General features: G+C 67.7%; 21 protein-coding genes and 1 pseudogene (1 of these 22 only partly in view). 5 read left to right on the top strand and 17 right to left on the bottom strand.

Translation table 11 applies throughout. The features are described 5' to 3' along the window. Positions 1 to 1,561, top strand: partial view of a tetratricopeptide repeat-containing glycosyltransferase family protein gene (locus PW843_18360; protein MDE1148553.1) — the 3' portion only. Its footprint begins 104 nt before the window's first position; 1,561 of the gene's 1,665 nt are visible here — the last part of the coding sequence; its start codon lies off the left edge, out of view; its stop codon occupies positions 1,559 to 1,561. A gap of 62 nt (positions 1,562 to 1,623) precedes the next feature. Here the strand turns inward: PW843_18360 and PW843_18355 are convergent, their stop codons facing one another. The 13 genes and pseudogenes from PW843_18355 to PW843_18295 form a co-directional block, all read right to left on the bottom strand. Next, positions 1,624 to 1,821: a hypothetical protein gene (locus PW843_18355; GenBank protein MDE1148552.1), complete on the bottom strand. Its 198-nt coding sequence runs from the start codon at positions 1,819 to 1,821 to the stop codon at positions 1,624 to 1,626. Between the two features lie 201 nt (positions 1,822 to 2,022). Further along, the gene (locus PW843_18350) at positions 2,023 to 3,624 is read right to left on the bottom strand and encodes a SpoVR family protein (protein MDE1148551.1); all 1,602 of its coding nucleotides are present in this window, start codon (positions 3,622 to 3,624) and stop codon (positions 2,023 to 2,025) included. Then, the gene (locus PW843_18345) at positions 3,624 to 4,949 is read right to left on the bottom strand and encodes a YeaH/YhbH family protein (protein ID MDE1148550.1); all 1,326 of its coding nucleotides are present in this window, start codon (positions 4,947 to 4,949) and stop codon (positions 3,624 to 3,626) included. Before PW843_18345 ends, PW843_18350 begins: the two co-directional genes overlap by 1 nt. Positions 4,950 to 5,150: 201 nt before the next feature. Next, positions 5,151 to 7,098 (bottom strand): annotated as a pseudogene (locus PW843_18340) (PrkA family serine protein kinase). An 847-nt stretch (positions 7,099 to 7,945) separates the two neighbouring features. Beyond that, entirely contained in the window at positions 7,946 to 8,470 is a 525-nt protein-coding gene (locus tag PW843_18335) for a group 1 truncated hemoglobin (GenBank protein MDE1148549.1), read from the bottom strand. Between the two features lie 4 nt (positions 8,471 to 8,474). Then, complete coding sequence (locus tag PW843_18330; GenBank protein MDE1148548.1) at positions 8,475 to 9,356, bottom strand: DUF3034 family protein; 882 nt, start codon at positions 9,354 to 9,356, stop codon at positions 8,475 to 8,477. 172 nt (positions 9,357 to 9,528) lie between these two features. Further along, on the bottom strand, positions 9,529 to 10,242 hold the full coding sequence (locus PW843_18325) for a glutathione binding-like protein (GenBank protein MDE1148547.1): 714 nt from the start codon (positions 10,240 to 10,242) through the stop codon (positions 9,529 to 9,531). Positions 10,243 to 10,463: 221 nt separating this feature from the next. Then, positions 10,464 to 10,898, bottom strand: a complete 435-nt coding sequence (locus PW843_18320; protein MDE1148546.1) for a CBS domain-containing protein — start codon at positions 10,896 to 10,898, stop codon at positions 10,464 to 10,466. A gap of 392 nt (positions 10,899 to 11,290) precedes the next feature. Beyond that, a complete protein-coding gene (locus PW843_18315; protein MDE1148545.1) occupies positions 11,291 to 11,797 on the bottom strand; it encodes a hypothetical protein in 507 nt (168 codons plus the stop codon). Positions 11,798 to 11,962: 165 nt separating this feature from the next. Continuing rightward, on the bottom strand, positions 11,963 to 15,499 hold the full coding sequence (gene smc / locus PW843_18310; protein MDE1148544.1) for a chromosome segregation protein SMC: 3,537 nt from the start codon (positions 15,497 to 15,499) through the stop codon (positions 11,963 to 11,965). 6 nt (positions 15,500 to 15,505) lie between these two features. Further along, positions 15,506 to 16,198, bottom strand: coding sequence for a thioredoxin domain-containing protein (locus PW843_18305; GenBank protein ID MDE1148543.1), 693 nt, complete (start codon positions 16,196 to 16,198; stop codon positions 15,506 to 15,508). A 77-nt stretch (positions 16,199 to 16,275) separates the two neighbouring features. Beyond that, complete coding sequence (locus tag PW843_18300) at positions 16,276 to 16,962, bottom strand: thioredoxin domain-containing protein (GenBank protein MDE1148542.1); 687 nt, start codon at positions 16,960 to 16,962, stop codon at positions 16,276 to 16,278. A 73-nt stretch (positions 16,963 to 17,035) separates the two neighbouring features. Next, positions 17,036 to 17,530 carry a DciA family protein gene (locus PW843_18295; GenBank protein ID MDE1148541.1) on the bottom strand — a complete coding sequence of 165 codons (495 nt, stop codon included), beginning with the start codon at positions 17,528 to 17,530 and terminating at the stop codon, positions 17,036 to 17,038. 133 nt (positions 17,531 to 17,663) lie between these two features. On the opposite strand from PW843_18295, the gene mutY reads away from it, so the two are divergent. Together mutY and PW843_18285 are read left to right on the top strand one after the other, a co-directional pair. After that, a complete protein-coding gene (mutY, locus tag PW843_18290) occupies positions 17,664 to 18,752 on the top strand; it encodes an A/G-specific adenine glycosylase (GenBank protein ID MDE1148540.1) in 1,089 nt (362 codons plus the stop codon). Positions 18,753 to 18,787: 35 nt separating this feature from the next. Beyond that, the gene (locus PW843_18285) at positions 18,788 to 19,516 is read left to right on the top strand and encodes a DUF1194 domain-containing protein (protein MDE1148539.1); all 729 of its coding nucleotides are present in this window, start codon (positions 18,788 to 18,790) and stop codon (positions 19,514 to 19,516) included. Between the two features lie 199 nt (positions 19,517 to 19,715). On the opposite strand, the gene PW843_18280 is transcribed toward PW843_18285, so the two are convergent. Then, the gene (locus tag PW843_18280) at positions 19,716 to 21,041 is read right to left on the bottom strand and encodes a hypothetical protein (GenBank protein ID MDE1148538.1); all 1,326 of its coding nucleotides are present in this window, start codon (positions 21,039 to 21,041) and stop codon (positions 19,716 to 19,718) included. Between the two features lie 313 nt (positions 21,042 to 21,354). On the opposite strand from PW843_18280, the gene PW843_18275 reads away from it, so the two are divergent. Both PW843_18275 and PW843_18270 read left to right on the top strand, forming a co-directional pair. Beyond that, positions 21,355 to 21,798, top strand: a complete 444-nt coding sequence (locus tag PW843_18275; GenBank protein ID MDE1148537.1) for a hypothetical protein — start codon at positions 21,355 to 21,357, stop codon at positions 21,796 to 21,798. A 186-nt stretch (positions 21,799 to 21,984) separates the two neighbouring features. After that, complete coding sequence (locus PW843_18270) at positions 21,985 to 22,752, top strand: sulfur transferase domain-containing protein (protein ID MDE1148536.1); 768 nt, start codon at positions 21,985 to 21,987, stop codon at positions 22,750 to 22,752. Between the two features lie 29 nt (positions 22,753 to 22,781). Here PW843_18270 and PW843_18265 read toward each other — a convergent pair whose 3' ends face one another. From PW843_18265 to PW843_18255, 3 genes are all read right to left on the bottom strand, one after another. Beyond that, positions 22,782 to 24,179 (bottom strand): glycoside hydrolase family 27 protein, encoded by a 1,398-nt coding sequence (locus tag PW843_18265; GenBank protein MDE1148535.1) that lies wholly within the window; start codon positions 24,177 to 24,179, stop codon positions 22,782 to 22,784. 101 nt (positions 24,180 to 24,280) lie between these two features. Continuing rightward, positions 24,281 to 24,748: a nuclear transport factor 2 family protein gene (locus PW843_18260; GenBank protein ID MDE1148534.1), complete on the bottom strand. Its 468-nt coding sequence runs from the start codon at positions 24,746 to 24,748 to the stop codon at positions 24,281 to 24,283. 314 nt (positions 24,749 to 25,062) lie between these two features. Continuing rightward, positions 25,063 to 26,391: a glycosyltransferase gene (locus PW843_18255; protein ID MDE1148533.1), complete on the bottom strand. Its 1,329-nt coding sequence runs from the start codon at positions 26,389 to 26,391 to the stop codon at positions 25,063 to 25,065. Positions 26,392 to 26,400: the final 9 nt, after the last annotated feature.

The following is a 26,400-nucleotide window of genomic DNA, read 5'->3' as shown; positions in this document are numbered from 1 at the left end:
GGCATCCGCCGATCTGGCGGGGTTCCTGCACATCCTGGGCTTGGTGGCCCAGGGGCGGGGCCAGACGGCCATCGCCGTGGAACTGATGACCGAGGCAGCGCGCCGCGCGCCGGACGACGCCGCCCTGCACAGCAATCTGGGCGTGGCCCTGAGCGCGCTGGGCAAGGGGGCGGAGGCGGAGGTCGCCTATCGCCGATCCATCGCCCTATCGCCGGCGCATGTGGAGGCCCATAACAATCTGGGTAATCTGCTGCGGGCGCGGGGCGATTGGACGGGGGCGGAGGCCGCCTACCGCACGGCGCTGGGTTTGCGCCCCACCTTCGCCGACGCCCATACCAACCTGGGCGCGGTGCTGAACCATCGCGGCGATGGGGCCGGGGCGGAGGCCGCCTATCGCCGGGCCCTGGCGCTGAAACCCGGAAACCCCGATGCCCTTTACAACCTGGGCAATCTTCAGGCGGGGCGGGGCGACCTGCCCGCCGCTGTCGACAGTTATCGCCAGGCCCTGGCCGCAGCACCCAAAATGGTGGGGGCGCACAACAATTTGGGCACGGCGCTGAAGGCTTTGGGCGATATCGACGCCGCCATCGCCAGCTACCGCCAGGCCCTGGTCCTCTCCCCCCGCTATGCGGATGCGGCCTACAACCTGGGCCTCGCCTGGCTGACGGTGGGTGACTACGCCAACGGCTGGCCCGCGCATGAGGCGCGCTGGGCCACGGTCGACTTCCGCCCGCATCACCGCGTCCTGCCCCAGCCGCTGTGGCAAGGTCAGGATTTGGCGGGCGGCACCCTGCTTCTGCATGCGGAACAGGGGCTGGGTGACACGCTGCAGTTCTGCCGCTACGTGCCCCTGGTGGCGGCGCGCGGTATCCGCGTGGTGCTGGAGGTGCCGGGCCCGCTGCTGCGGTTGCTCCAGGCCTCTCCCGCGCTGACGACCGGTGGGCCGGTGGAGATCGTGGCCTTTGGGGCGCCGTTGCCGCCCTTTGACGCGCATTGCCCCCTGATGAGCCTGCCGCTGGCGCTGGGAACCCGGGTGGAGACCATCCCGGCGCAGGTACCCTATCTGCATGCCCCTGGCCCCCTTGGCGGTTCGGTCGCTGACGGGACGGGCGCCCGCAAGGTGGGCTTGGTCTGGAGAGGCAACCCCGCCTATCGCACCGATCGCCGCCGGTCGCTCAGCGCCGACCAGATGGCTGCGCTGGTCGCCGATTGTCCGGCTGTGGAATTCCACAGTCTGCAAAAGGATGCGGAATTCCTGCCCGCCGGCGTGATCGATCGCATGGGCGGCGTGGATGATTTCGCTGACACCGCCACCCTGGTGCAATCGCTGGACCTGGTGATCAGTGTCGATACGTCCGTGGCCCATCTGGCGGGGGCGCTGGGACGGCCGGTGTGGCTGCTCAATCGGTTCGATACGGATTGGCGCTGGCTGCGCGACCGGGATGACAGTCCCTGGTATCCCACGTTGCGTCAGTTCCGCCAGACCGCCCTGGATGATTGGGACGATGTGATCACCCGCGTGCGTGCCGCGCTGACCGAATGGGGCGCTAACCAGGCATAAAAAAAAGCCGCCGGGGCGACGGACGCCCGGCGGCTTTTTCCTGCGATGCAACCGGCCTTAAATCAGGCAGCTGCGCGATTCAGCTTGCGCACCTTGGCCCACAGGGGCGAGGGCTGGCGGTCCAGTTCGAACATCGAGACCTTGGACGGCTCACGGCCCTGCAGGGCGCATTCCAGCAGGAACATGTTGGTCTTCTGCGGATCCAGGCCATGCGTGTTGCAAGCGGCAACGAAGGCGGGGTCCAGTTCCAGGGTCGACATCGGATTTGCTCTCTATCGCGTTGGCTATCTCGTCCCCCCAATTGGGGTACGCCAATAATATCGCAATGCAACATGGCGCCACTAGGGCGAATTCGCATCTGCGGCATGACAATTCGGGGGCTGGCTCAAGGTTCCCGATCACCAATGAAAAAGGCCGGCGCTGGGATGGCGCCGGCCTTTCGAATTAAAAAGGGAGAACAGTTACTCGGCCAGCAGGATGGTGCGGGCCGGCACGGTCAGCTTGCGCAGGGTGTTGCCGTCGCCGTCGTTCTCGAACAGCAGGACATCATAGCCCCACAGGTTGGCCACGTGCTGCAGCACGGACTTGGCGTCGTCCTCCGCCAGCAGCACGCCGTTCTGCACCTTGTGCTCCAGGATCAGGCGGCGATCGCCCGCCAGGTCGACATCGATGATCTGGATGTCCGGATCCAGGGAAGAGAAGTCGTACTGTGCGGCCAACTGCTGCCGCACCCGGCGGTACCCGCGCTCGTCATGGATGGCGGAGACGCGATAGATGGCCTCGTCGCTGTCGTCGTGCAGGTGGAACATCCGCATCTGCCGCATCAGCGTGGGGCTGAGATATTGCAGGATGAAGCTTTCGTCGCGGTAGTTGGCCCAGGCGTCGCGCAGGGCCGCCATGGCGTCGCCGCTGCCGGCGAAGGCGGGGAACCAGTCGCGATCCTCCGCCGTCGGTTCCGTCGCGATGCGTTCGATGTCGCGCATCATGGCGAAACCCAAGGCATAGGGATTGATGCCGGAATAGCGCGGGTCATCGAAGGCCGGCTGGAACACCACGCTGGTGTGGGAGTGCAGGAACTCCATATAGGCGCCGTCGCTGATCCGCCCCGTCTCATGCAGTCGCGTCATGATGCGGTAGTGGACGTAGGTGGCGCAGCCCTCGTTCATCACCTTGGTCTGTCGCTGGGGCGAGAAATACTGGGCCACATGGCGGACGATGCGCAGTATCTCGCGCTGCCAGGGGGCCAGGCGGGGCGCCTTCTTCTCCAGGAAATAGAGCAGGTTCTCCTCGGGCAGGTCCAGCAGGGCGCGGCGGCGCTCCTCATCCGAGGGCGCCTTCTGTCCTTTCTTGTTCGGCACGGTGCGCCAGAGGTCGTTGTACAGCTGGCGCTGCAACTCCTGCCGTTCCTGTTCCCGCCGGGCCTCGGACACCAGGTCCTGGCGGCGGCGGGGATAGCGGTGGATGCCTTGGTTCATCAGGGCGTGGGCGGCATCCAGCGTGCGTTCCACCAGCTGCTGGCCGTACCGTTCCTCACACCGCGAGATGTAGGCCTTGGCGAAATCCAGATAACCCAGGATGCCCTCGGCATCCGTCCACTGCTGGAACAGATAGTTGTTCTTGAAGAAGTGGTTGTGGCCGAAGGCCGCGTGGGCGATGACCAGCGACTGCATGGTGATGGAGTTTTCCTCCATGATGTAGCTGATGCAGGGGCTGGAATTGATGACGATCTCATAGGCCAGGCCACGCATGCCGCGGCGGTACATGGCCTCGTCCCGGGCGAAATGCTTGCCGAAGGACCAGTGGCGGTACAGCAGGGGCATGCCGATGGAGGCATAGGCGTCCAGCATCTGCTCGGACGTGATGACCTCGATCTGGTTGGGATAGACGTCCAGCCCCAGCTCCCCCAGCGCGATCTCCTGGATGGCGTCGTGGCAGCGCTTGATGGTCTCGTAATCCCAATCGGCGCTGGTATAGAGCAGGCGTCCGTCATCGATGGCGGGGACGGGCTCCCCCGGCCGGGATTTCGCGGCAGGCTTTTTCGTCAGGCTTTCGGCAACAGTCATCAGGGGGTGACCTCCTCCGCCTGTTTCGTCCCTTCGCGGGCGAACAGTTCACGGAATACCGGGTAGATTTCCCGCCGGTGGCGGACCTTCTTCATGACGAAGGGCGTCTCGGTGCCGGTCACCTGCTTGTAGGTGCGCCACAGGTCGGTCTCGCGGGCGTGGGTGGCGAAGCCGGCGGGCATGGCGTCGGGATCGGACCCCACCTCGACATAGGCGTAGTACTGGCAGGCCGGCAGCAACTCATGCTCCAGCAGGGCCGCCGTGCGCCCGCCGTCGCTGGTGGTGTTGTCGCCATCCGACGCCTGGGCGCCGTAGATGTTCCAGTCGGCGACGGGATAACGCTCCTTGATGATGCGGGCCATCTCCTCCAGCGCGGTCGACACCATGGTGCCGCCGGTCTCGGTGGAGTGGAAGAAGGTGTCCTCGTCCACCTCTTCCGCCTCGTGGGTGTGGCGGATGAACACCACCTCCACCTGCTTGTAGCGGCGGGTGAGGAAGAGGTAGAGCAGCATGAAGAAGCGCTTGGCCAAATCCTTCATATGCTCGGTCATGGAACCGGAAACGTCCATCAGGCAGAACATCACCGCCTGCGCCGCGGGCCGGGGGGTTGGCGTGAAGCGGTTGTAACGGACGTCGATGGGGTCGATGTAGGGGATGCGCTTGGCCCGCATCACCTGGCGTTCCAGCAGGCCGCGCAGTTGCATCAGCCGGTCGGGATCGCGGCCGGGGTGCGCCTCCAACTCCGCGATCTCCGCCTCCAGCGCCAGCATCTCCTCCGACTTGGGGCGCTTCAGGGCGATGCGGCGCGACAGGCTGTTGCGCATGGTGCGCACCAGGTTGAGGTTGGTGGGCGAACCGGAGACGGAATAGCCCGCCCGGTGCCACAGCACCGCGTCCGCCGCCTTCAGCTTGCGCTTGGCGAGATCTGGCAGCTCCAGGTCCTCCATGAAGAGGTCCATGAACTCCTCCCGCGTCAGGACGAAGCGGAACTCATCCTCGCCGCCGCCGTCGGGGCTGCCTTCCGTGCCGCGGCCGCCGCTCTGGCCGCTGGGCGGCTTGGCGATGGTGTCCCCCTCCATGAACTCCCGGTTGCCGGGCACGACATGGTCGCGGATGCCGCCCTGGCTGGAGCGGTGGAAGGTGGGTTCGGAAATGCCGCCGGTGGGGATGGAGATGTCGGCGCCCGTCTCCACGTCCTTGATGCGGCGGCTGCTGGAGGCGCCGTTGACGGCGCGCAGGATCTGCTCCTTGGCGCGCCGGATGAATCGTTGGCGGTTGGCCAGGCTCTTGCCCTTGGGATTACTGCGGCGATCGACAATGATCATCGACGACATGCCTTGCTCCCGCTGCCCCGGCCCCGAGACCATCCCCGGCGGCGGCTGGGGGCGCGTCGGGGCCGTCATGATCGGCCCCGCGCCCGAAGCGCCACCGGGGTTGCCCGGGAGGGGGAGGTGTCCTCATTCCGCGTGCTGGCGGGTGGGTGGGGCGCCCGTGGGCTCGGTGGGTGGAACCGGGCCCGGGATGCCTCAACCCGCCTGCTTCACCCGCATGTACCACTCGACCAGCCGGCGGACCTGGCGCTCGGTATAGCCACGGTCCACCATGCGCTCGACGAACTCGTGATGCTTCTTCTCCGTGTCGCCGTCCTTCTTGCTGCCGAAGCTGATGACCGGCAGCAGTTCCTCCACCTGGCTGAACATGCGGCGCTCGATGACCAGGCGCAGCTTCTCATAGCTGGTCCAGCTGGGGTTGCGGCCGGCGTTGGCCGCCCGCCGTCCGCAGCACGAACTTCACCACCTCGTTGCGGAAGTCCTTGGGGTTGGCGATGCCCGCCGGCTTCTCGATCTTGGTCAGTTCCTGGTTCAGCAGATCGCGGTTCATCAACTGGCCGGTGTCGGGATCCTTGAAGTCCTGATCCTCAATCCACGCGTCGGCATAGTCGACGTAGCGGTCGAACAGGTTCTGCCCATAATCGTGGTAGGACTCGAGGTAAGCCTTCTGGATCTCGTAACCGATGAACTCCGCGTAACGCGGGCCCAGCTCGGCCTTGATGAACTCCAGGTAGCGCTTCTCCGTCTCATCGGGGAACTGCTCGCGCCGGATGGACTGTTCCAGCACGTACATCAGGTGGACGGGGTCGGCGGCCACCTCAACCGTGTCGTAGTTGAAGGTGCTGGCCAGCACCTTGAAGGCGAAACGGGTGGAGATGCCGTTCATGCCCTCGTCCACGCCGGCGGCGTCCTTGTATTCCTGCAGGGTGCGGGCCTTGGGGTCCGTTTCCTTCAGGCTTTCGCCGTCATAGACGCGCATCTTGGAGAACAGGTTGGAATTCTCGTGCTCCCGCATGCGCGACAGCACGGTGAAGCGGGCCAGCATTTCCATGGTGCCGGGGGCGCAGGGCGCCTTGGCCAGTTCGGATCCGCCGATCAGCTTCTCATAGATCCGCTGTTCTTCCGTGACACGCAGGCTGTAGGGGACCTTGACGACGCAGATGCGGTCGATGAAGGCCTCGTTGTTCTTGTTGTTCTTGAAGCTCTGCCACTCGGCCTCGTTGGAGTGGGCCATGATGATGCCGGTGAAGGGCAGGGCGCCGATGTTCTCCGTGCCGATGTAGTTGCCCTCCTGCGTCGCCGTCAGCAGGGGGTGCAGCATCTTGATCGGCGCCTTGAACATCTCCACGAATTCCAGCAGGCCTTGGTTGGCCCGGTTCAGGCCGCCGGAGTAGCTGTAGGCGTCGGGATCGTTCTGCTGGAACATCTCCAGCTTGCGGATATCGACCTTGCCGACCAGAGAGGAGATGTCCTGGTTGTTCTCGTCGCCCGGCTCCGTCTTGGAAATGGCGATCTGGCGCAGACGGGAGGGGCGGACCTTGACCACCCTGAAGCGGGTGATGTCGCCGCCGAACTCATCCAGGCGCTTGATGGCCCAGGGGCTGACCAGGCCGGTCAGGCGGCGGCGGGGGACGCCGTAGCGCTCCTCCAGCGCGTCACCCATGGTGGCGGGGTCGAACAGGCCCAGGGGGCTCTCGAACACCGGGCTCAACTGGTCGCCGGCCTTCAGGACGTAGACCGGCTGGTCTTCCATCAGCGCCTTCAGGCGTTCCGCCAGCGAGGATTTGCCGCCGCCCACCGGGCCCAGCAGGTAGAGGATCTGCTTGCGCTCCTCCAACCCCTGGGCGGCATGGCGGAAGAAACCCACGATGCGCTCGATCGTCTCCTCCATGCCGTAGAACTCGGCGAAGGCGGGATAGATCTTGATGGTGCGGTTCATGAAAACGCGGGACAGGCGGCTGTCCTTGGCAGTGTCCACCACCTCGGGCTCGCCGATGGCGGCCAGCAGGCGCTCCGGCGCGCTGGCATACATCATCGGGTCGTTGCGGCACCCTTCCAGGTATTCCTGCAACGGCATCGCCACTTCGCGGCGCGCCTCGTAGCTTTGGGCGAAGGTCGTGAACAGATCGGTCGACTTCGGCATGGATTCACCCTTTCAGAAGGATCACGCCAATGAGGCAGCTCGAAGGCCGGTCCCGCCAAACGCCCGTTCACCGATTGTCTGGACAACGATAATCCGGGGACCGTGTCAGTTCTCGTCTCTCAATTCTCCATCCGGCCGGGGTACCGCCCCGGGGGACCAAGGTCGCAACGTCAACAGGAGAGGCAAATTCCGTACCAGATGAGGCCGATGCCGCTGGTCGATCTGTCCTCACGTTCCTTTCCGACGTCTTTTCCGGGCACACCGCACCCTTAAGATATTGGTGGTCCCGGGCTGTCGTGTAGGGCGCCTAGCACTTTTTAATAAAAAGGGAAAATTCCGCGTCGAAGGCCAAGGTCCGGGTGCTTCCCGATACCCTTTTCCACCTATTCCAACAGCGCGCATGCCCACGTTCCGGGCAGCCTTGTCCGCTTAATTTTCGGGCCCGCCGTCGGCGCCCACGCCACGCGTCCGTCCGCCAATCGGTCTAGGCCCCGAGTCCATGGGCGCCGCCGACGTCGCGGTATCTTAATGCGTATTCCTTAAGGACAGGCTGAGGCCGGAATCCTCACCAAATCTTTAAGGACTGGGAGATTTTTTTGCACTGTTGGCCGCACCGGGGCCCTTGCGCATGGGACCGGTCAGCGGGTCCTGAACGGCTTCAAGAGCCCCATGTCTAGAGGGTGACCTTGGGGAAGCCGGCTATAGGTAGGAATGCTAAACCACGGTCCGGGGCTAAGGCTAGCCTCAATCGTCAGAAATCGTACAGGCCTTTTCCGGCCGGTGAAACGGGAAGAAGGGCCACCTGCCCTTTCCGTGGGCAGGTGCGGCTGATCCATGGGCAGGCGCCTCACGCGCCGCCGGCCGGCACCGTCTCCGGCACGATCTGCGCATCCGGCGCGATGGTCAGGGGCGGGCGGGGGCGGGGCGGCGGGGCCGGGTGCACCACGTCATTGCGGTAGGGCGCCAGCATGGCCAGGAAGCGATTCTGTGCTGCGAAGGGGATGCCGCGCTTGTCCATGGCGTTCTGCAGCGCCTCCACCAGGGCGTTGAACTCATGGTCGCCAATGCCATAGCGGGCGTGGGCCATCTTCATGTCCATGCCCTTGTAGTCGCACGGACCGCCCAGCAGGACGCAGAACTGGGTGACCAATTCGCCCTTGATATGGGTGCGGTTGGCGTTGACGAAATAGGGATGCAGGGCTGGATCGCGCATCATCCCGTCCATGAAGTCGTCCACCAGGATGACCAGGCCGGGCTGGCCGCCGAAGGTCCGGTAAAGCTCGGGCGAGGGGCCGGAGGCGCAGGCGGACAGCACCAGCGCGCCGGCCAGCAAGGCGGCCTTCAGGGTGGGGGGGGGGCGGTGTTGGGCCATGGCGTCAGAATCCCGCCTGCAGGGACAGATAGACGGCGTTCTGCCGCGTGGCCGTGACGACGCGGCCCAGATTCACATAGGCCAGGGTGAAGGCCAGGTTCTTGGTGGGCATCCAGGCGACGAAGGCGTCGTACCAGTCGTCCTCCGGTGCCAGGCCGGGGTTGGCCCGGGCCAGGGTATTGGGTTTCATGCGGTATTCCACGCCCGCCACCAGATTGCGTTGCAGCAGCAGGGCGGCGCTGCCCTCCAGTTCCGCATGATAATCGTCGTCGGCACCACCGAAGCCCAGCAGGCCGGTCTGGTTGGCCTTGGTGAAGCGCAGGGTGCCGTTCAGCAGCAGGCTTTGCGCCAGCAGCACCTTGGTGGCGCTGGCGTAGAAGTCCACGCCGTCGTCGCTGCGGGCGCCCAGCGCCTTCACCAGCGTGCTGCGGTTGTTGGATTTGTACTGCGTGCCCACGGACAACTGGGGCATCCAGCTGTCCTGGTCGTAGACGGCGTCGCCCGCCACCCGCACCTTCAGGCCGGCCACCGTGTCGGTGAAGGCGTAGCCGTCGCCCAGGCCCAGGGCGCCGCCGATGGCCTGGGTGTCGAATCGGTCCTGGGCGATGGACAACTCCACCCGGTCCCACAGACCGATCAGGGCGCCGTAGGCGTTCATGCCATAGTCATGGGTGCGCACGGCGGTGAAGAAGGCGGTGGCGCCCACTTCCTCCTGCGTGCCGCCGCCGCCGATGACGGCCCAGGGGGTCAGGCCGCCGCCGGCGGCCCCCTCCACCTGGGTGACACCGCCAGTGGCGATCAGCTTGCCGCTGAAGGTGGCGTCCTCCGGCCGTTCGACCGTCGCGGCGCCGGCGGGGGCCCCGGCCCACAAGCCGGCCACCAGCATGGCGGCGCCCGCCCGGCGTTTGATTCGATAACCCGATCCCACTGGCCCTGCCCCAATGACAATAACCCCAGCGCGCCGTCCCGAAGGACGGGTGCGCTGGGGCTAAATGGTCGGGGTGCCGGGTTGGTCAAGCGACCCTATCCGGTTGGGCCGCCGCCGACGCGTTGTGGAATCAGCGCTGCTTGTGGGCGCCGAACAGGTTCTCGCGCATCTTGGCGTCCATGGGCTGGCTGGGGGCCCGCACATTGTCCTTCAGCAGGTCCAGCCCGCGCTGCACCGCCGGCCGGGCAGCCACGGCGTCGATCCAGCGCTTCACGTGCGGGAAGTCGGCCAGGTCGATCTCATACCGGTCGTGCAGGCGCAGCCAGGGGAATGTGGCCATGTCGGCGATGCCGTAATCGTCGCCGGCCAGGTATTCCGTCTTTTCCAGCTGGGTGTTGGCCACGCGGATCAGGCGGCGGCCTTCATTGGTGTAGCGGTCGATGCCGTACTGGATGCGCTCAGGCGCGTAATGGAGGAAATGGCCGGCCTGGCCGAACATGGGGCCGACGCCACCCATCTGCCACATCAGCCACTGCACGTGGGCGTACCAGACCGCCGGGTCGGCGGGGCGGAAGTGGCCGGTCTTTTCCGCCAGGTAGATCAGGATGGCGCCCGACTCGAACAGCGACAGCGGCTTGCCGTTGGGCCCCTTGGGATCGACGATGGCCGGCATGCGGTTGTTCGGGCTGATGGCCAGGAAGTCGGGCTTGAACTGATCACCGGCACCGATGTCCACCGGATGCACCACATAGGGCAGGCCCATTTCTTCCAGGGCGATGGAGATCTTGTAGCCGTTGGGTGTGGGCCAGGCGTAAAGGGCGATGGGATCGGTCACGTCGGTCATGCGGGTGGCCTTCTCTTGCGGGCAAGGGCGCGGGAACGGCCGCGCCGGGCGGGGAACGATCCCGGAATGGCCAACGGGCCGCTGCGATCTGGATCACAGCGGCCCGTCCACCCGGTCCGGGGGCTCGGCGAACGGTTCGCCGGCCGCACACTATCCCCGCGCGGAAAGGCCGGTTGCTTTTCCGCCGATTTTGCCCGCAGGGCGGTTGGCCCCGTGGCGGTTCAGAAGCCGCCGGCCACGTAGACCCGCATGCTTTCCACCTCGCTGGTGGCTTCCGCGATGCGGTGCTTGACCACGTCGCCGATGCTTATTAAGCCCAGCAGGCGGCCGTTCTCCATCACCGGCATGTGGCGGAAGCGCCCCTCCGTCATCCGGGTCATGATGGACGACACGGAGTCATGGGGGGAGCAACTGACCACCTTGCGGGTCATGAGGTCCGAGACGCTTTGGTTCAGGACATGGGGGCCGTGGGTCGCCAGGCCGCGCACGATATCGCGTTCGGAAATGATGCCGGCGACGGCCCCCGCCGGATCCAGCGCCAGCACGGCGCCGATGCGATGGGCCGCCAGCAGGGCCACCACGGTCTCAATTGTATCTTCGGGGCGGACGCTGACGATGGTGCTGTCTTTGTGTTTCAGGATGCCGGAAACGTGCATAGGCGATTCTCCCGTTCAAACACGGGGGCCGCGGATGCCGCCTTGCCCAGGGCCCGTACCGTTAGGCCAGGGAAATCTCCGCCGCGCGCCCGGTGGTTCGATGGTCAGGGAACCGGCCCCGGTTTCTATTGACCGGTGGGCAGCGCCCTTCCGGAAGCGGGCACAACCAAAAGGGCCCCTCCTTCCAGGCATTCATGAAACGTCATGTTGCACCGCGTTCGCAATAGGCAGAAACGGCAGAAGGCCCGGCACGAGGCCGGGCCTTTAAGCATAGCTTGTCATCGTGGTGCCGTAGACCGAAGGTCAGCCGGTCATTCCTGGTCGCGCAACGGCGGAAAGCCGCCATCGTTGCGGGACCGGAATGCCTGGTGTCACTGCCGACCCACCGGGGCTTAGCGGGCGCGGTCACCCACGCCCACGGCGGCCGACGCGGACGCGCCCGGCGCCGGCGTCTGCGGCGGGATCAGGCCCATGCAGTTCTGGACGATGGCGTAGCACTGCGACAGACGGCCGGCGGGGCTGTCGGTCGAGCTGCCGTAGACCAGTTGCTGCACGGTGCCGTTCTTCAGGGTGAAGGTGGCGTTGCAGTTGCGGGCCGACACCTCGCTGGGACCGAAATCGGCACCGCCCCAATAGCCGCGATGCCACGGGCCACCGAAGCCACCCCAATAGGACGGGCCCATGCGGGTCTGCAGGCTGTCGCTGGAGTAGGTGTAGTATTCGGTGTTGTCCACCGCCGTCTGGCGGGTGGGAACGCCGGCGCAGGACAGCAGGGCCTGCTTGGGCATGCCGATCAGGGCGCGCTGGGCCAGCGCCGCCTGGTCGGCGTCGGGGTTGGCGGCGCAGCCGGCTACGGCCATCAGGCCCAATGCCGCCACTGCCAAGGAACGGTACCGCATTTCAATCTCCCTCACGCTTCCGGTTCGGCCGCTGCCGCCGGATTGACAAGCCCCAACCGCCTGGGCCCGACCCGGGACCCTGCTTGCTTAAGATAGTGCAGGACAGGCATCTCCGCCAGCGCCGGCCGGCGGTAAGTCATGCGCCTCTTGTCGCGGGTGGACGGGTCATTCCGCCGCCTGCAACTCCTCCGCCATGGCCAGGTCAACGGATACCAGCTGTGATACGCCCCGCTCCGCCATGGTCACGCCGAACAGGCGGTCCATGCGCGACATGGTCAGGCGATGGTGGCTGATGATCAGGAAGCGGGTATGGCCCGCCCGCGCCATCTCCTCCACCAGATCGCAGAAGCGGCCGACATTGGCCTCGTCCAGCGGCGCGTCCACCTCGTCCAGCACGCAGATGGGCGCCGGGTTGCACAGGAAGACGGCGAACAGCAGGGCGATGGCGGTCAGCGCCTGTTCGCCGCCCGACAACAGCGACAGGATCTGCAGCTTCTTGCCCGGCGGGCTGGCGTAGATCTCCAGGCCGGCGTCCAGCGGGTCTTCCGTGTCGGTCAGCTTCAGCTGGGCGCGGCCGCCGCCAAACAGCTGGGTGAACATCTCCTGGAAATGGGTGTCCACCTTGTGGAAGGCGGCCAACAGCCGTTCCCGCGCTTCCTTGTTCAGGCCGGAGATGCCCTGGCGCAGGCGGGCGATGGCGGACACCAGATCCTCCCGCTCCGACTTCATGACGCCGATCTGTTCGTCCAGTTCCTGCACCTCCTGTTCGGCGCGCAGGTTGACGGGCCCCATGTTGTCGCGTTCGGATTCCAGGCGGCCCAGGCGCTGTTCCACCGCATGCGGGTCGGGCAGGGCCTCGTCCGCTTCCAGCCCGGCCAGGGCCAGCGCCTGTTCGGGCGGGCAATCCAGGCGTTCGGTGATGCGCTCCTGCACCGTTTCCAGGTGCTGGCGGGCCGATCCCACCGCCGCCTCGGCATGGGCGCGGGCCTCGCGGGCGTCGGCCAGGCCGCCCTCGGCCTCTTTCAGGGTGCGCTCGGCCGCCGTCAGTTGGCCCTCGGTCTCCGCCAGATCGTCGCCGGCGCGCTTGCGCACCCGTTCCGCCTCATGGATCAGGTCGGCCAGCTTGAAACGCTCTTCCTCGATCTCGGCGGGGCGTTCGGCCAGGCGTTCCTGTTCCTGGCGGGTCTCCTCCGCGCGCTCGGCCAATTCGGCCAGACGGCCGCCGGTGCCGTCGCGCCGCTGCCGCCATGAGGCTTCCTCCACCGCGATGGCGTCCAGGCGGCGGCGATGGTCCTCGGCCTCGCGGACCAGCCGGTCCCGGGCGTTCTGGTTTTCCGCCTGCACGCCGCGCGCCTCAGTCAGGCGCAGCCGGGCCTCGGCGATCTGTTCGCGGCCTTCGCCCGGCGGCGGCAGTTCCTCCAGCTGGGTGCGCGCCTCGGCCCAGCGCTCCTGCTGGTCTTCCTGGTCGGACGCCATGTGGTCCAGCGTTTCCGCCAGGCCGGCCAGGCGGCTGGCCAATGCGGCGGCGGCCTGGGCCACGCGGGCATGGGCGGCGCGGGTATCGGCCACGGCGCGGAAGGCGGCGTTGACGGCGTCGCGGGCGGCGCGGTCGCGGCTGGCCGCCTGGTCCACGGCGCGCAACGCCAGGGTCACGCGCTCCTCCGCCGCGTCCTTCACCGCCTCGTGACGCTCCCGCACCTCGGTCACCACGGCATCGGCTTCGGCGATCTCCTGCGTCAGTTCGGACAGGCGGTTGCGCTGGCGCAGGCGCTCCGCCGCGGCGGTGGGCGCGCCGGCGGCGATGCAATGGCCGTCCCAGCGCCAGGCAGCACCGTCGCGGGTTACCAGGATCTGCCCGGGCGACAGGGCCGGGGCCAGCCTGGCGCCAGTGGCGGCATCGGCCACCACGCCGATGTGGGCCAGGCAGCGATCCAGGGCCGCCGGTGCCTTCACCTTGGTGGCCAGTGGTTCGGCCCCCCCCGGCAGGGCGGCGGCGGCAAGCGCCGGGAAGGCGCGCCAATGAACGGGGGCGGCCTCGTCCAGCGGGGCGGTCAGGGCGTCGCCCAGGGCGGCGGCCAGGGCCTGCTCATACCCCTTGGCCACGGTCAGCGCGTCCACCAGCGGCGGGAACAGGTCGCCGGCGCCGGCCTTCAGCAGGCGGGTGATGGCGTCGGCCTCCGCCGTCAGGCGGGCGCGGTCGCCCTCCGCCCGTTGCAGGGCGTCGCGGGCCGCAGCTTGTTCCTGCGTGCCCTGGGCGCGGGCGTTGTTGGCGGCATGCTCGGCCACCGTCTTGGCGCCCTCCGCCTCTTCCGCCGCACCCTTGGCCAGTTCCAGCCGTTCCTCAGCCAGGCCGATGGCTTCCTCGGCCTCGCTCAAATCATCACGGCCGGCCTGCTGGCGTTCCAGGTCGGCCTTCTGCGCCTGATGTTCCTCGATGCGGCGGCGCAGGGTGGCGACGCGCTGTTCCAGGTCCTGCGCCTGACGCTGGATCTGGGCGCGCTTGGCCTCGTCGGCCGCCAGGCGTTCGGTGGCGGCGGCCAATTCGGCATCCAGCGCTGCCACGCGTTCCCGCGCCTCTTCCAGCGCCTCGGCCGCGGCCGCCTGGCGCAAATCTTCATCCGCCTGGGCGTCGGTGATGCCCAGGCGCTCTTCGCCCAAGCGTTCCAACGCCCGGTCGGCGTCGGCGGCCAGGTCCTTTTCGCGGGCAAGATCGCCTTCGATCTGGGCCAGGCGGCGTTGCAGGGTGGCCAACGCCTCGGTGGCGCGGCGCTCCTCCGCGTCCAGCTGCTCGCGCGCCACCAGCAGGCGCTGCAGGGCGGCGGCGGTCTCCGCCTCCGCCTGGCGCTTGGGCGGCAGGCATGCCGCCAGGTCGGTGCGTTTGGTGGTGGCTTGCGTCACGGCCAGCATCAGGCCGCGCACCGCCTCCTCCGCGCGGTCGAAGCCGGCGCGGGCCTGCATCACCTGGGCGGTGGCGGTGGTCCAGCGCAGGTGCAGCAGCAGGGCTTCCGCCCGGCGGATATGGTCGGATATGCTGCGGTAGCGGGCGGCTTGGCGGGCCTGCTTGCGCAGGTTCTGCAACTGCGCGTCCATGGTGACGACCACATCGTCCAGGCGCGTCAGGTTGGTTTCCGCCGCCTTCAGCTTCAGTTCCGCCTCATGCCGGCGGGAATGCAGGCCGGTGATGCCCGCCGCCTCTTCCAGCAACTGCCTGCGGTCGCCCGGCTTGGCGTTGATCAGGGCGCCGACCCGGCCCTGGCTAACCAGCGCCGGGGAATGCGCGCCCGAGGCGTTGTCGGCCAGCAGCAGTTGCACATCGCGGGCGCGGGCGGGCCGGCCGTTGATGCGATAGTCGGAGCCATTGCCGCGTTCCAGCTTGCGGCTGATCTCCATCTCCGCCTGCGTGGCGTCCGGCTTCACACCCGGCGTGCCGGCGGTTAGGTTGGGGCTGTCCAGATGCAGGACGACTTCGCACAGATTGCGGGCCGGCCGGGTGGCCGTGCCGCCGAAGATGACGTCGTCCATATCCTCGCCGCGCATCTTCTTGGCCGAGGTCTCGCCCATGGCCCAGCGCAGCGCCTCCACCAGATTGGACTTGCCGCAGCCGTTGGGGCCGACGATGCCCGTCATCCCCGGCTCGATGACCAGTTCGGTGGGATCGACGAAGGACTTGAAGCCGGAGATGCGTAGCTTGGTGAATTGCACGGGGGCTTACTTCTTTGCCGGGGGCTTGGCGCCGGCCTTCACCAGCATGGCGGCCAAGGCGTCGTAATCGTGGGGACCGGCCACGCGCGCCACCTCGGCCCCGCCCTTGCGGATGATCAGGGTGGGCGTGGACTCGATGTTCAACTCCTGGGCCTGCTGGCTGGCGCCGGCGACATAGTCCTGCAAGGGCCGGCTGTTGATGCAGGCGTCGAAGGTGGCGCTGGACAGGCCGACCATGCCCAGCACGTCCTGCAAGGCCTTGGCCGGGTCTTTCGCGCCCAACCACTGCGCCTGCGTGCTGAACACCAGGCTGCGCGCATCCATGTAGCTGTTCAGCGGCAGGCAGCGCAGGGCGATGTGCGCCTTGAAGGCGACCTGGTTGGAGGGCGTGTCGTGGAAGATGATCTGCACCTGGCCGGTGTTGATGAAGTCGGCCTTCAGCCGGGGCAGGAACGCTTCCTCGAAATGGGCGCAGTGCGGGCAGATGAGGGACGCGAACTCCTCGATCACCACCGGGGCGCCGGCACGCCCCAAGGTACGGGGGGCGGTGGCCACGGCCATGTCGACGCCGGGGATGGCCGTTGCCGGGGCGGCCAGCGTCGCCGCTTGCGCAAAGGCGCTGGCCGGGGCCAACGCGAGGGCCGGGGATAGCAGGGCCGCACCCAGCATCACCATTCCGCGATACGACAGGCGCCCCATCTCAACCCTCCATCCGAACGTCTCTATCAGAACGGGCAAAGGCCCCGCCGGCCCCCAGCCGGCCGGGCCTTGATCCCTTACTTGCCGGCCGGGCGCTTGGCGCCGGCCTTCACCAGCGCGTCCACCAGCTGGCTGTACTCACGCAGGGTGTCGATCTTTTCCACAGTGGTGTCGCCCTTCTTCACGAAGAAGGTCGGGGTGCCGTCCACGCCCAGCTTCTCCGAAGCGTCCAGGCGGCTCTTGGTGATGAAATCCTGCAGCGGGCGGTTGTTCATGCAGGCGGTGAAGGTGGCGTCATTCATGCCGCCCAGGCGCAGCGTCTGCTGCAGCGCCTTCAGCGGATCATCGGCGTGTTCCCACTGCGCCTGGGTCTTGAAGATCAGGCCCTTGGCGGCGGTGTAGCGGTCGGCCGGCAGGCAGCGGGCGGCCATTTCGGCGGCGAAAGCCAGCTGGTCCAGCGGGAAGTCGTGGAACACCAGCTGTACCTGGCCGTTGTCGATGAAGTCCTTCTTCAGGTCCGGCAGGAAGGCTTCTTCGAAGTGGGCGCAGTGCGGACAGGTGAAGGAGGCGTACTCTTCGAGGACGATGGGCGCCTTGGGGTCGCCCATGATGCGCGGGCTGGTGGCGGCGGCGACGTCGATGGTCACGCCGCCGGCGGGGGCCGCGGCGGTTTGGGCGGATGCGCCGCCGGCCAGCAGCGTGCCGGCGAAAGCCCCGGCCGCCATCACGACGGCCGCCAGCGAATTACGCAGATGTAGGTTCACCTTAGTTCCTCCGATACCAACTGTAGTGACTATAGGGGGCGGCCGATGACAGCCGCAAGCCGCCTTGCGGGGACTATCGTTTCGGGTTTGCCGGCGCCGGTTTCTCGGTCGCCAGGATGGCGCGGCCCAGGCTGGCCAAGGCGTCGCGCAGGTCGGTGTTCTCCACCGCGCCCGTCTGCGCCTCCAGGCCGGCGGCCTCGGCAGGCGACAGGCGGCGCGGCACCGGCGCCGGCCGGTCGCGACGGCGGTTGGTGGCCGGCGGCGCCTGCACCAGCTTCAGCCGCACCACGGCGCGAAAGCCGAAGAAGCCGTTGAGGCGTTGCAGGATTTGCGGTTCCTCATGCTGGATGAACAGTGCCGCCGGGCCCTGGACGCCCAGGTGCAGCACGGCGTCGTCCTGCCGACCCTTGGGGAACTGCAGCTTCAGCGGCAGGGCCACCTGGGCCAGGCGCGGGCCCACGATGGCCTCCCATTCCGCCAGCAGTGTGGCGAAGGCGGGACCGTTGGGGCCAAGCGCCTTGCCGGCGATGGCGTTCAGGTGGCGGCCTATGGGACGGGGCCCGGGCATGGGGACGGTTCGGCCTTTAAACGGTTAAGGGTTGAAGGCCGGCCCGGCCGGGCGTATCCGCTGGGCTGGGCCGATCCACACGACGTCAATCGGAAACCAGTTCAATCATGCCGCAGGGGGCCTTGACCAGACAATGATCGTCGCAGCCGCAACTTCCGCGCCCGTTCCCACGCCGGATCCGCGTGACCTGCTGGCCTGGTACGACGGCCATCGCCGCCATCTGCCCTGGCGGGCGCCGCCCGGCACCCGGGCTGATCCCTACCGCGTCTGGCTGTCGGAAATCATGCTGCAGCAGACCACGGTCGCCACCGTCGGCCCCTATTTCCAACGCTTCCTGGACCGTTGGCCCACGGTGGCCGATCTGGCGGCGGCGGATCTGGACCAGGTGCTGAAGGAATGGGCCGGCCTGGGCTACTACGCCCGCGCCCGCAACCTGCACGCCTGCGCCTGGGCGGTGGTGGCCCGCCATGGCGGGCGCTTTCCATCGGATGAGGCGGCCCTGCTGGACCTGCCCGGCATCGGCGCCTATACCGCCGCCGCCATTGCCGCCATCGCCTTCGACCGGCCCGCCACCGCCATGGACGGCAACGTGGAACGGGTGATGGCGCGCATCCATGCCGTCACCGACCCCCTGCCGGGTTCCAAGCCCCGGCTGAAGGCGCTGGCCGCCGCCTTGGTGCCTGACCGGCGGCCGGGCGACTACACCCAGGCGCTGTTCGATCTGGGCGCCACCCTGTGCACACCCCGGGCGCCGCGTTGCGTCCTGTGCCCCTGGATGGCGCCCTGCCAGGCCCGGCGCGCCGGCATCGCCGAGACGCTGCCGCGCAAGGCGGAAAAGGCGGCCAAGCCGACGCGACGCGGCATCGCCTTTTGGCTCACCAACAGCCGGGGGCAGATCCTGCTGCGCCGCCGGCCCGAGTCGGGTCTGCTGGGCGGGATGATGGAGGTGCCGTCGACGGCGTGGGAGGCGGGGGAAATGCCCCCCCTGGCCCGTGCGCTGGCCGTTGCCCCGGCGGTGGTGGACTGGCGGCCGGTGGCGGGATCGGTCCGCCACACATTCACCCATTTTCACCTGGAACTTGACGTTGTGCGCGGCCAGCTGGCGGACGACGGGGCGGCGGTGGCGGGTGTGTGGTGCGCCCCCGCCGACTTGCGTGACCAGGCCCTGCCCACCGTGATGCTCAAGGTCGTGGCCTTGGCACGGGCGGCGGGGAAAGGCTGAGACCCCGCGCCCTCTTCTTCAGGACGACGGATCAGATGGGAAAAGTGGAATTGCGGGCGGGCCGGTCGCGGCGCGCGGTGCTGGCGGGCTTGGCCGGTGCGCTGGCCGCACCCGCGTTGCCGGGACGGGCTTGGGCCCAAAGGGGGGCACGCCTGGGTGGTGCGCCGGTGGACCTGGCCCTGGTGATGGCGGTGGACACATCGGCCAGCATTTCCAAGGTCATGCTGGATTTCCAGCTGCGCGGCCATGCCGCCGCCTTCCGTGACAAGGCGGTGCACCAGGCGCTGACCGGCGGGCCCCGGGGCAAGGTCGCGGTGCAACTAGCCCAGTTTTCCGGGCCCGGTACCCTGACGATCCTGGTGCCCTGGACCTTGCTGGCCTCCACCGACGATGCGCTGGCCTTGGCTGATCGCATCGACGCCGCCCCCGGCGTCGCCATGGGCGGCAACACGGCGCTGGGCGACTGCATCGTCCAGGCTGTGCACGAACTGGACGCCTGTCCTTACGCGCCTGACCGGCGGACGCTGGACATCGTCAGCAACGGCTTCAACAACGGCGGCATCGACCCCCGGTCCGCCCGTGCCCATGCCCAAGCGGCGGGGGTGGGTGTCAACGGCCTGGTCATCCTGGATGAGTACGACTGGCTGGAGGCCTACTACCGCGAGAACGTGGTGGCGGGCGACGACGCCTTCGTCATTGCCGCGGCCGACCGCCATGCTTTCGCCGACGCCTTCCTGTCCAAGTTGGTGCGCGAAGTGGCCTGATTTCAGGCCCTCAGGCGCCGGGCGGCCACTCCGTGGCTTTGGCTTATCCTCCCTTTCCAGTTCACTTCGTTCCCCGGAAAGGTCCGGCACCCGCGGTCGCGGGCTAGGAATAGTTGGTGCCGAGTGGCGCTTGAGGCGAACAAAAGAAAACGGGAGGGGTTTTGGCCCCTCCCGTCGTCCGTCCGCCGAGGCGGTATGTTTACTGCTGCTTGCGGGGGCCGGCGGCGGGTGCCGGGGCCTGGCCCTGGGCGGGCTGGGCCGGCGGCGGCTCGTTCGCCTTGACGCGCAGCACCTTGGCGATGCCGTTGCCGGCATTGTCGGCCACGGCCTTGCTGGCGGCCGGCGCTTCGTGGCTGATGATGAACAGCTGACGGTCCTTGGTCAGGTACATGATCAGGTTGGCGTAATAGTCGCCCTTGTCGCTCTTGCAACTGGCGGTCGCCGTCCGCAGGTCGATCTGCAGCAGCTTCTCCACCTTGCCCAGCGTGGGGGTGTAGGTGCCCTGGCAGGCCTTGGACAGGCTGTCCATATAGTTCTGGCTGACCTTTTCCAGGTCGCCGGCCTCGGGCTTCAGGCCGACTGAGCGCAGGGCGCCGACGACGTCCTTCTGCACGGTCCAGGCGAAGTCGCCGGGGCGGTCCTTCGGCGCCATCTTGTCCACCGGCAGAGGGTGCGCGTCCTGCAGGCCGGCATCCATCAGCAGCTTGGCGAAAGCCGGCGGAATGGCCGGCGGCGGGGCCGGCAGTTGCAGCTTGCCGGCGGCGGCCTGGTCGATACAGGTGTTCAGATCCTTGAACGCCTTGGTGCCACCCTTCAGCACGAAGGTGGCGGTATCGCCCGGGGTGGAAACCTCCAGCCGGTTGGCGGTGGCCAGCGCCTTGGTGAAGTTGGCGTCGGCCGGGTCGAAACCGGTCATGATGGCGTTGGGCTGGATGACTTCCGACCCGCGGGTCTGTTCCAGCTTGCCGTCCAGCTTCAGCTTGATGGCCGGGCCCTGGCCGGGCTGCATGTTGGCGCCGGGGACGCCGATCACCAGGTTGATGATCTTGGGCGGCAGCTTGTGCGCCTGCTGCTCAGACGCCGGGACCGGCAGGGCCAGGAAGACCAGCGCCAGGTTGTTGTCGAAATTGGCCTGCGCCTCGCACAGCTTGAAGCTGCCGTCGGTATAGACCTGGGGATGCACCTCCCAGTTGCCCACGGTGGTGCCCACCTTGGCCGGGCCGGCGGCGCCCTGTGCCGGGGCAGGGGCGGGGCCGGTCGCGCGCGGACCGGCGGCCGGGCCCATGGCGGGGGCGGTGGCCGGGCCGGCGATGGGCGCCTGCGGGGCGGCGACCGGCGCCTGCTGGGGCGCTGCGACGCTGGAACCGGAACTGACGGTGCCCGGCAGGATCAGCCCGCCGCCATCGGCATTGCCCGAAGGCGTCTGGCCCTCGGGGGCCGACTGCGGGGCGGTCTGGGCAACGGCGGTGCCAGCCAGGACCAAAGCGGTGCCGGCGGCGAGAAGACGGGCGGTGAAGCGGGACACGGGGCTGCGTCTATCCTGAATGAAACCCATGGGTGCGACGGGACCCTAGGGCACGCCATGGCATCCTGCAAGAGGCATGCGCCATCCCGCCGCACGCCTGGCCTTTCGCGCCCTGCGGAAGAGTTCGCGGACATGCGGCCGGCGGCCATAACGGCGCCACATTTCTTCAATTTTAATGCGGGCTTAAACGGCTTTCCGCTGGAAATGCCAGTGCGTGCCCGTTATAAGAAACGATCACATTTGGCGCGCGAACGTTTGGGGGCAAACGATGCGTTTCGCAGCCGCGTTAGTGGTTCTGATGATATCCGCGCCCATGTTGGCGCATGAGCACCTGGATGCGGGTGAGGTCGGCCGGTACGTCTCGGCGGCCGAGGCCTTGGTCGCATCCTCGCCGGGCGACGGACAGTCGGCCTTCGTCCTGCTGGCCCATCCCGGGCCGCAGGCGGCGCTGCTGCTTGCCAAGTACGGCTTCGATGAACGGCAATGGCGCCAGATGACCCAACGGGTCCTGGCCGCCCGCCAGGCCGCCCGTGCGGCGGAGGAGCCGGCGGAAAAGGGCGCGTCGGCGCAGAAACTGGCGGCCGGTTCGGGGCTCAGCGCTTTTGACCGCCAGGAAATGGCCACCCTGGTCCATTGGACGGAGCATGATCGCGCCGCCCTGGATCGGGAAACCAAGGAAGACCGGGCGGTGATCGCCCCCTTCTTCGACCGCCTGGACCGGTTGGACGCCAGCCGTGGCCGGTCTTTCGCGCGATAGGCCTTGCCGCTCGCTGGGCGATTCCCTCCCCCCTCAGCCCCTGATTGTGCTTTTGCAAGGCTGCGGTCTTTCCGCCCATGCGCGCACGACCCCTCGCCGCGGCACGCCAAACCCCCTATATAGGGGGCCTGTGCGGGTCGATATGCCGGCCCTTTGCCTTATTTCTGCTTGGGACAAGCTTGTGCGATGACGGACTATCGGCTGGAGGCCGTGACGGTGGATGACATGCCGGCGGTCGGCCGCGGGGCGCCGCCCACCGAACCCACACCGGCCCCCCCCAACCCGAGGCCCCCAAACCAGATCCGGGGCGTCAAGCGCTACCTGAACAGCTTCTTCAAGGATCATGCCTTCATCCGCATGATCTATAAGAACAAGTTCAAGATTTCCCCCCGCCTGTACCGTTCCAGCCAGCCGACGCCGGGCCATGTGCGCCTGGCGGCGCGCCAGGGCGTGCGCACCATCATCAACCTGCGCGGCCGGCGCGACAATTGCGGGTCCTGGGTGCTGGAGGCGGAGGCTTGCGCCCGCCACGGCGTCACCTTGGTGGACTTCGCCGTCAATTCCCGCGATGCGCCGAAGAAGCACATCCTGCACCAGGCTCGGGAAGTCTGGCGCCAGGCGGAATATCCCGTCCTGATGCATTGCAAGGCCGGGTCCGACCGCGTCGGCTTCATGAGCGTGCTGTACCTGTTCGTGCATGAGGGGGTGCCGCTGGAAACGGCGTTGCGTCAGCTCAGCCCCAAGTACGGCCACCTGCGCCATGCCAAGACCGGCATCCTGGATCATTTCTTCGAGACCTTCGTGGCCTACGCCCAGGGACAGGGCATCGATCCCAGTGTCGATGCCTTCTATCGCTGGGTGGATGAGGTCTACGATCCGCCGGCCTTCAAGAAGACCTTCATGACCCGCTGGTGGGCCAGCGTGCTGGCCGATAAGCTGCTACGCCGGGAATGAACCCGGCGTAGCGGCTCGTCCGTGGTTGTTCACTCCACCGCGTACAGCGCGCTGCCGTGCGCCGGCAGGGTGACGGTCAGCTTCTCCGAACCCGGCAAGTGGCGGCCTGTCCACAGGTCGCGGGCGACGTGCCGGCCCTGGGGCTGGCCCAGGCGGTCCCAGGCGGCGGTCAGCGTCGCCGTCTTGGCCCCCAGGTTGAACACCGCCAGGTAACGGGTGCCGTCGGCGCCCGTGGCCGCCCAGGCGCGCGCCTTGTCGAACCCGGCCGGCAGGTCCGTCACCGGGTGGCTTTCCCGGGTTGTCTGGTTGACCTTGATGACCTCACGATTGGTGATCAGCGCCCGGGTGGCATTGTCCAGCTTTGTCAGGTTGGCGCCCAGGATCAGGGGCGAGCGGGCGATGGCCCACAGGGTGAACTGGGTGCGCTGCTCCTCCGCCGTCAGGCGCGACTGGCGCGGGTCGCCCCAGCCTGGATGGGGTGCCAGGGTGCCGAAGGGCAGCATGTCGGCGTCCGGCCAGTGACCATCGCCGGCGTGAGGGGCCCAGCCGGCCACGATGTCGAAGGCGTCGCCGACCCCCCGGGGGAAATCGTCGTTGGGCTTGGGGTGGGGGAAGGTCCAGCCATCCCAGACATCGTTGGAGATGCGCCACATCTGGCTCAGCTGTCCCACCTCATCGGCGTGGGCCAGGCTGGTGGGCCCGGGCGACAGGCTGAGCGCGATGGGCCGGCCGGTCTTGGCGATGGCGGCGGATATCTGCCGGATCTCACTGACCTTGTAGGGATGGTCGGCGATGCAGTCGACCTTCAGGAAATCCAGGCCCCAGCCGGCGTACAGCGCCATCATGGAATCGTAATAGGCCTGGCCGGCCGGTGTGTCCTTGATGCCGTAGTCGCCATCATCCCAGGGACAGGTGTCGGACGTGTCGGCGGCGTCGGCCGCGCGGAAGGATGTGCCGGCGATGGGCAGGTTCTGGTCCACCGCCTGCTTGGGAATGCCGCGCACGATGTGCAGGCCGAACTTCAGCCCCTGCGCATGCACCCAATCGGCCAGCGGCTTGAAGCCTTTGCCATCGGCGGCGGAGGGGAAGCGTCCCGGCGCCGGGATCAGCAGGCCGTTCCCGTCCAACTGGTACTTCCGCGCCGGCACCTTGTCGGCGAACGGGTCGGCCATGTACCAGCCCTCATCCACCACGGCGTAGGTCCAGCCATAGGGGCGCAGGCCCGCGAGGACCGTGGCGTTGGCCTTGAAATCCGTCTCATCGATGGTCAGGCCATAGGCGTCCCAGCTGTTCCAGCCCATGGGGGGCGTGGGTGCCAGGGGCGCCGCTGCGCTTGCGGGCGGCGTCCGGGCCGCTGCGGGCAGGGCGGTCGCCAAGAGGACGGCCAGGAACGCGGACGATATCCAGCGGGACGGCGTGGGTGGCATTGGGGATTTCCTCCGTATTGTTAGCGATAACAGTACGGAAAAGAATCGGGGCCGCAATGCTTAACGGCCGGCGGGCGCCTGGGGAAAATCCCCGGAAGCGGTCAGTGCAGGGTGGGGGGCAGGCCGCCGGCACCTTCGAACCCGCTGACGTCCTCGAACGCGTTGATGGAGGAGATGGGCGTGGCCTGATGGTGGACCATGCGCCAGCCATCGCCGCCACGCATGAACATGTTGGTCACCACCAGGGCGGTTTCGGCCACGAATTCCTCACACACCACCCAGCCCAGGTCACCGAAGACGCTGACCTGTTCGCCCTGGTGGCGCACGCCCGGCGCCCCAGGGTTGCTCAGCAGTTCCCGCCAGCTGCGCATCACCTGCTCCCGCCCCGACAGGGCCGGCCAGCCGGGATGGACGCATCGCACCTCGCACTCCTTGGCCCACAGCTTTTCCATGTCGGCCACGTCCCGCTCGGCGAACGCGCGATAGAAGCGGCGGTTGGCGGCCAGCACGCCCTGGATGTCGGCTTCGGCATTGGGCGGCTGGGGGGCCAGCGCGTGTGTCTTGACCATGTCATCCCTGTCGGCGGTTCTTGCCTGTCGGCGGTTTTGGGGCGTTCTTGCTCTTATCACCCAACCATACCGCGAATCGCGAGCCTGAGTCTCGAGTCGTACAACCGGGGCACGGCTTGGTCACGGGAGCCCCAAAAGGAAAAGGGCGGCGGTTTTGGCGCCGCCGCCCTTTATTTCGTCCCTCAGTCGCCGGGCGCCGGCATTCGCCGGCTGGGCTTCCTCCCTTTTCAGTCCGCCTACGGCTTCCCCGAAAAGGTCCGGCGGCCCCAGTCGGGGCCTATGGCGACCCAAGAGGGAATCTTAGGCCGCTGGTTTCACTCCGCTGCGGCGGGGGCGGCCTCCGTGCCGCGGGGCTTGGGCAGGGCGTTCAGGATGCTGAGGAACAGGGCCGCGATATAGGGGAAGGACTGGACCACCAGCATGGTGGACCAGACATAGGCGTCGCGGTTGTCGCTGCCCTTCAGTAGGGCGATGGCGGCGGCGGCCAGCCACAGGCCCAGCATCAGCCCCACCTCTTCCCGGGCGTGCAGGATGCCCTGCACCAGGGCGGGCTGGTCCTCGCACTTGGGCGTGCGCACGAAGGGGCGGCCCTTGGTGAACAGGCCCACCCACACGGCGCGGCCCACGGTGTGGGTCAGGGCCATGCCGGCCACGGCGGCGCCCAGCTTGTCGATGAAGCGGCACTTCACCCGCTCGCCATACAGCCACAGGCCGCACAGCACCTTGAAGAAGAAGACGCTGAGCGTGGGCAGGATGAAGACGGTGGGCGGGAACTCGATCCACTGCGGCAGCAGCAGCAGGCCCAGCGACCAGACGATGCCGCCGACGACGAAGCCCATGTGGGCGGCGTCTGCGAACCAGGGCAGCCAGCCGGTGATGAAGTGGTACTTCTGCCCGAAGGTCAGCTTGGTGGCGCCCGGCGTCATCTCGCGCCAATGGCGCTTCAGGATCTGCACCGCGCCATAGGCCCAGCGGAAGCGCTGGGTCTTGTAGCCGGCGAAGCTGTCGGGAACCAGGCCCTGGCCGAAGCTGTCGGGCATGTAGACCGCCTCCAGCTTCTCCTCGAACAGGCGCAGGCCCAGTTCGGAATCCTCACAGATGCACCACTCGGCCCAGCGGCCCACGCCGTCCAGGGCGCTCTTGCGCACCAGGGTCATGGTGCCGTGCTGGATGATGGCGTTGCGCTCGTTCCGCTGGATCATGCCGATATGGAAAAAGCCCTGGTATTCCCAGTTGATCATCGACTTGAAGGTGTCGTCCGACCAGTCGCGGTAGTCCTGCGGCGACTGCACGAAGCCCACTTCCGGCCGCTTGAAATAGGGAATGGTGGCCGACAACCAATCGGGCGTGACCTGATAGTCACTGTCGATGACGCCCACCACCTCCACGTCCGGTGCCGTGACCGACAGGCCGAAGTTCAGCGCCCCGCCCTTGAAGCCCGGCCAGCGCGGCAGGTGGAAGAAGCGGAAACGCGGCCCCAGCTTGACGCAGTATTCCTCCAGCGGGCGCCAGACGGCCTCGTCCTTGGTGTTGTTGTCGATCACCAGGACTTCGAAGTTGGGGTAGTCCATGGCCGCCAGCGCGTTCAAGGTCTCGATCACCATGTGCGGCGGCTCGTTATAGCAGGGCACATGGATGGACACCTTGGGCGC

Source organism: Azospirillaceae bacterium (assembly GCA_028283825.1).
GTDB lineage: Bacteria > Pseudomonadota > Alphaproteobacteria > Azospirillales > Azospirillaceae > Nitrospirillum.
This window is presented reverse-complemented; position numbering and strand designations above follow the sequence as displayed.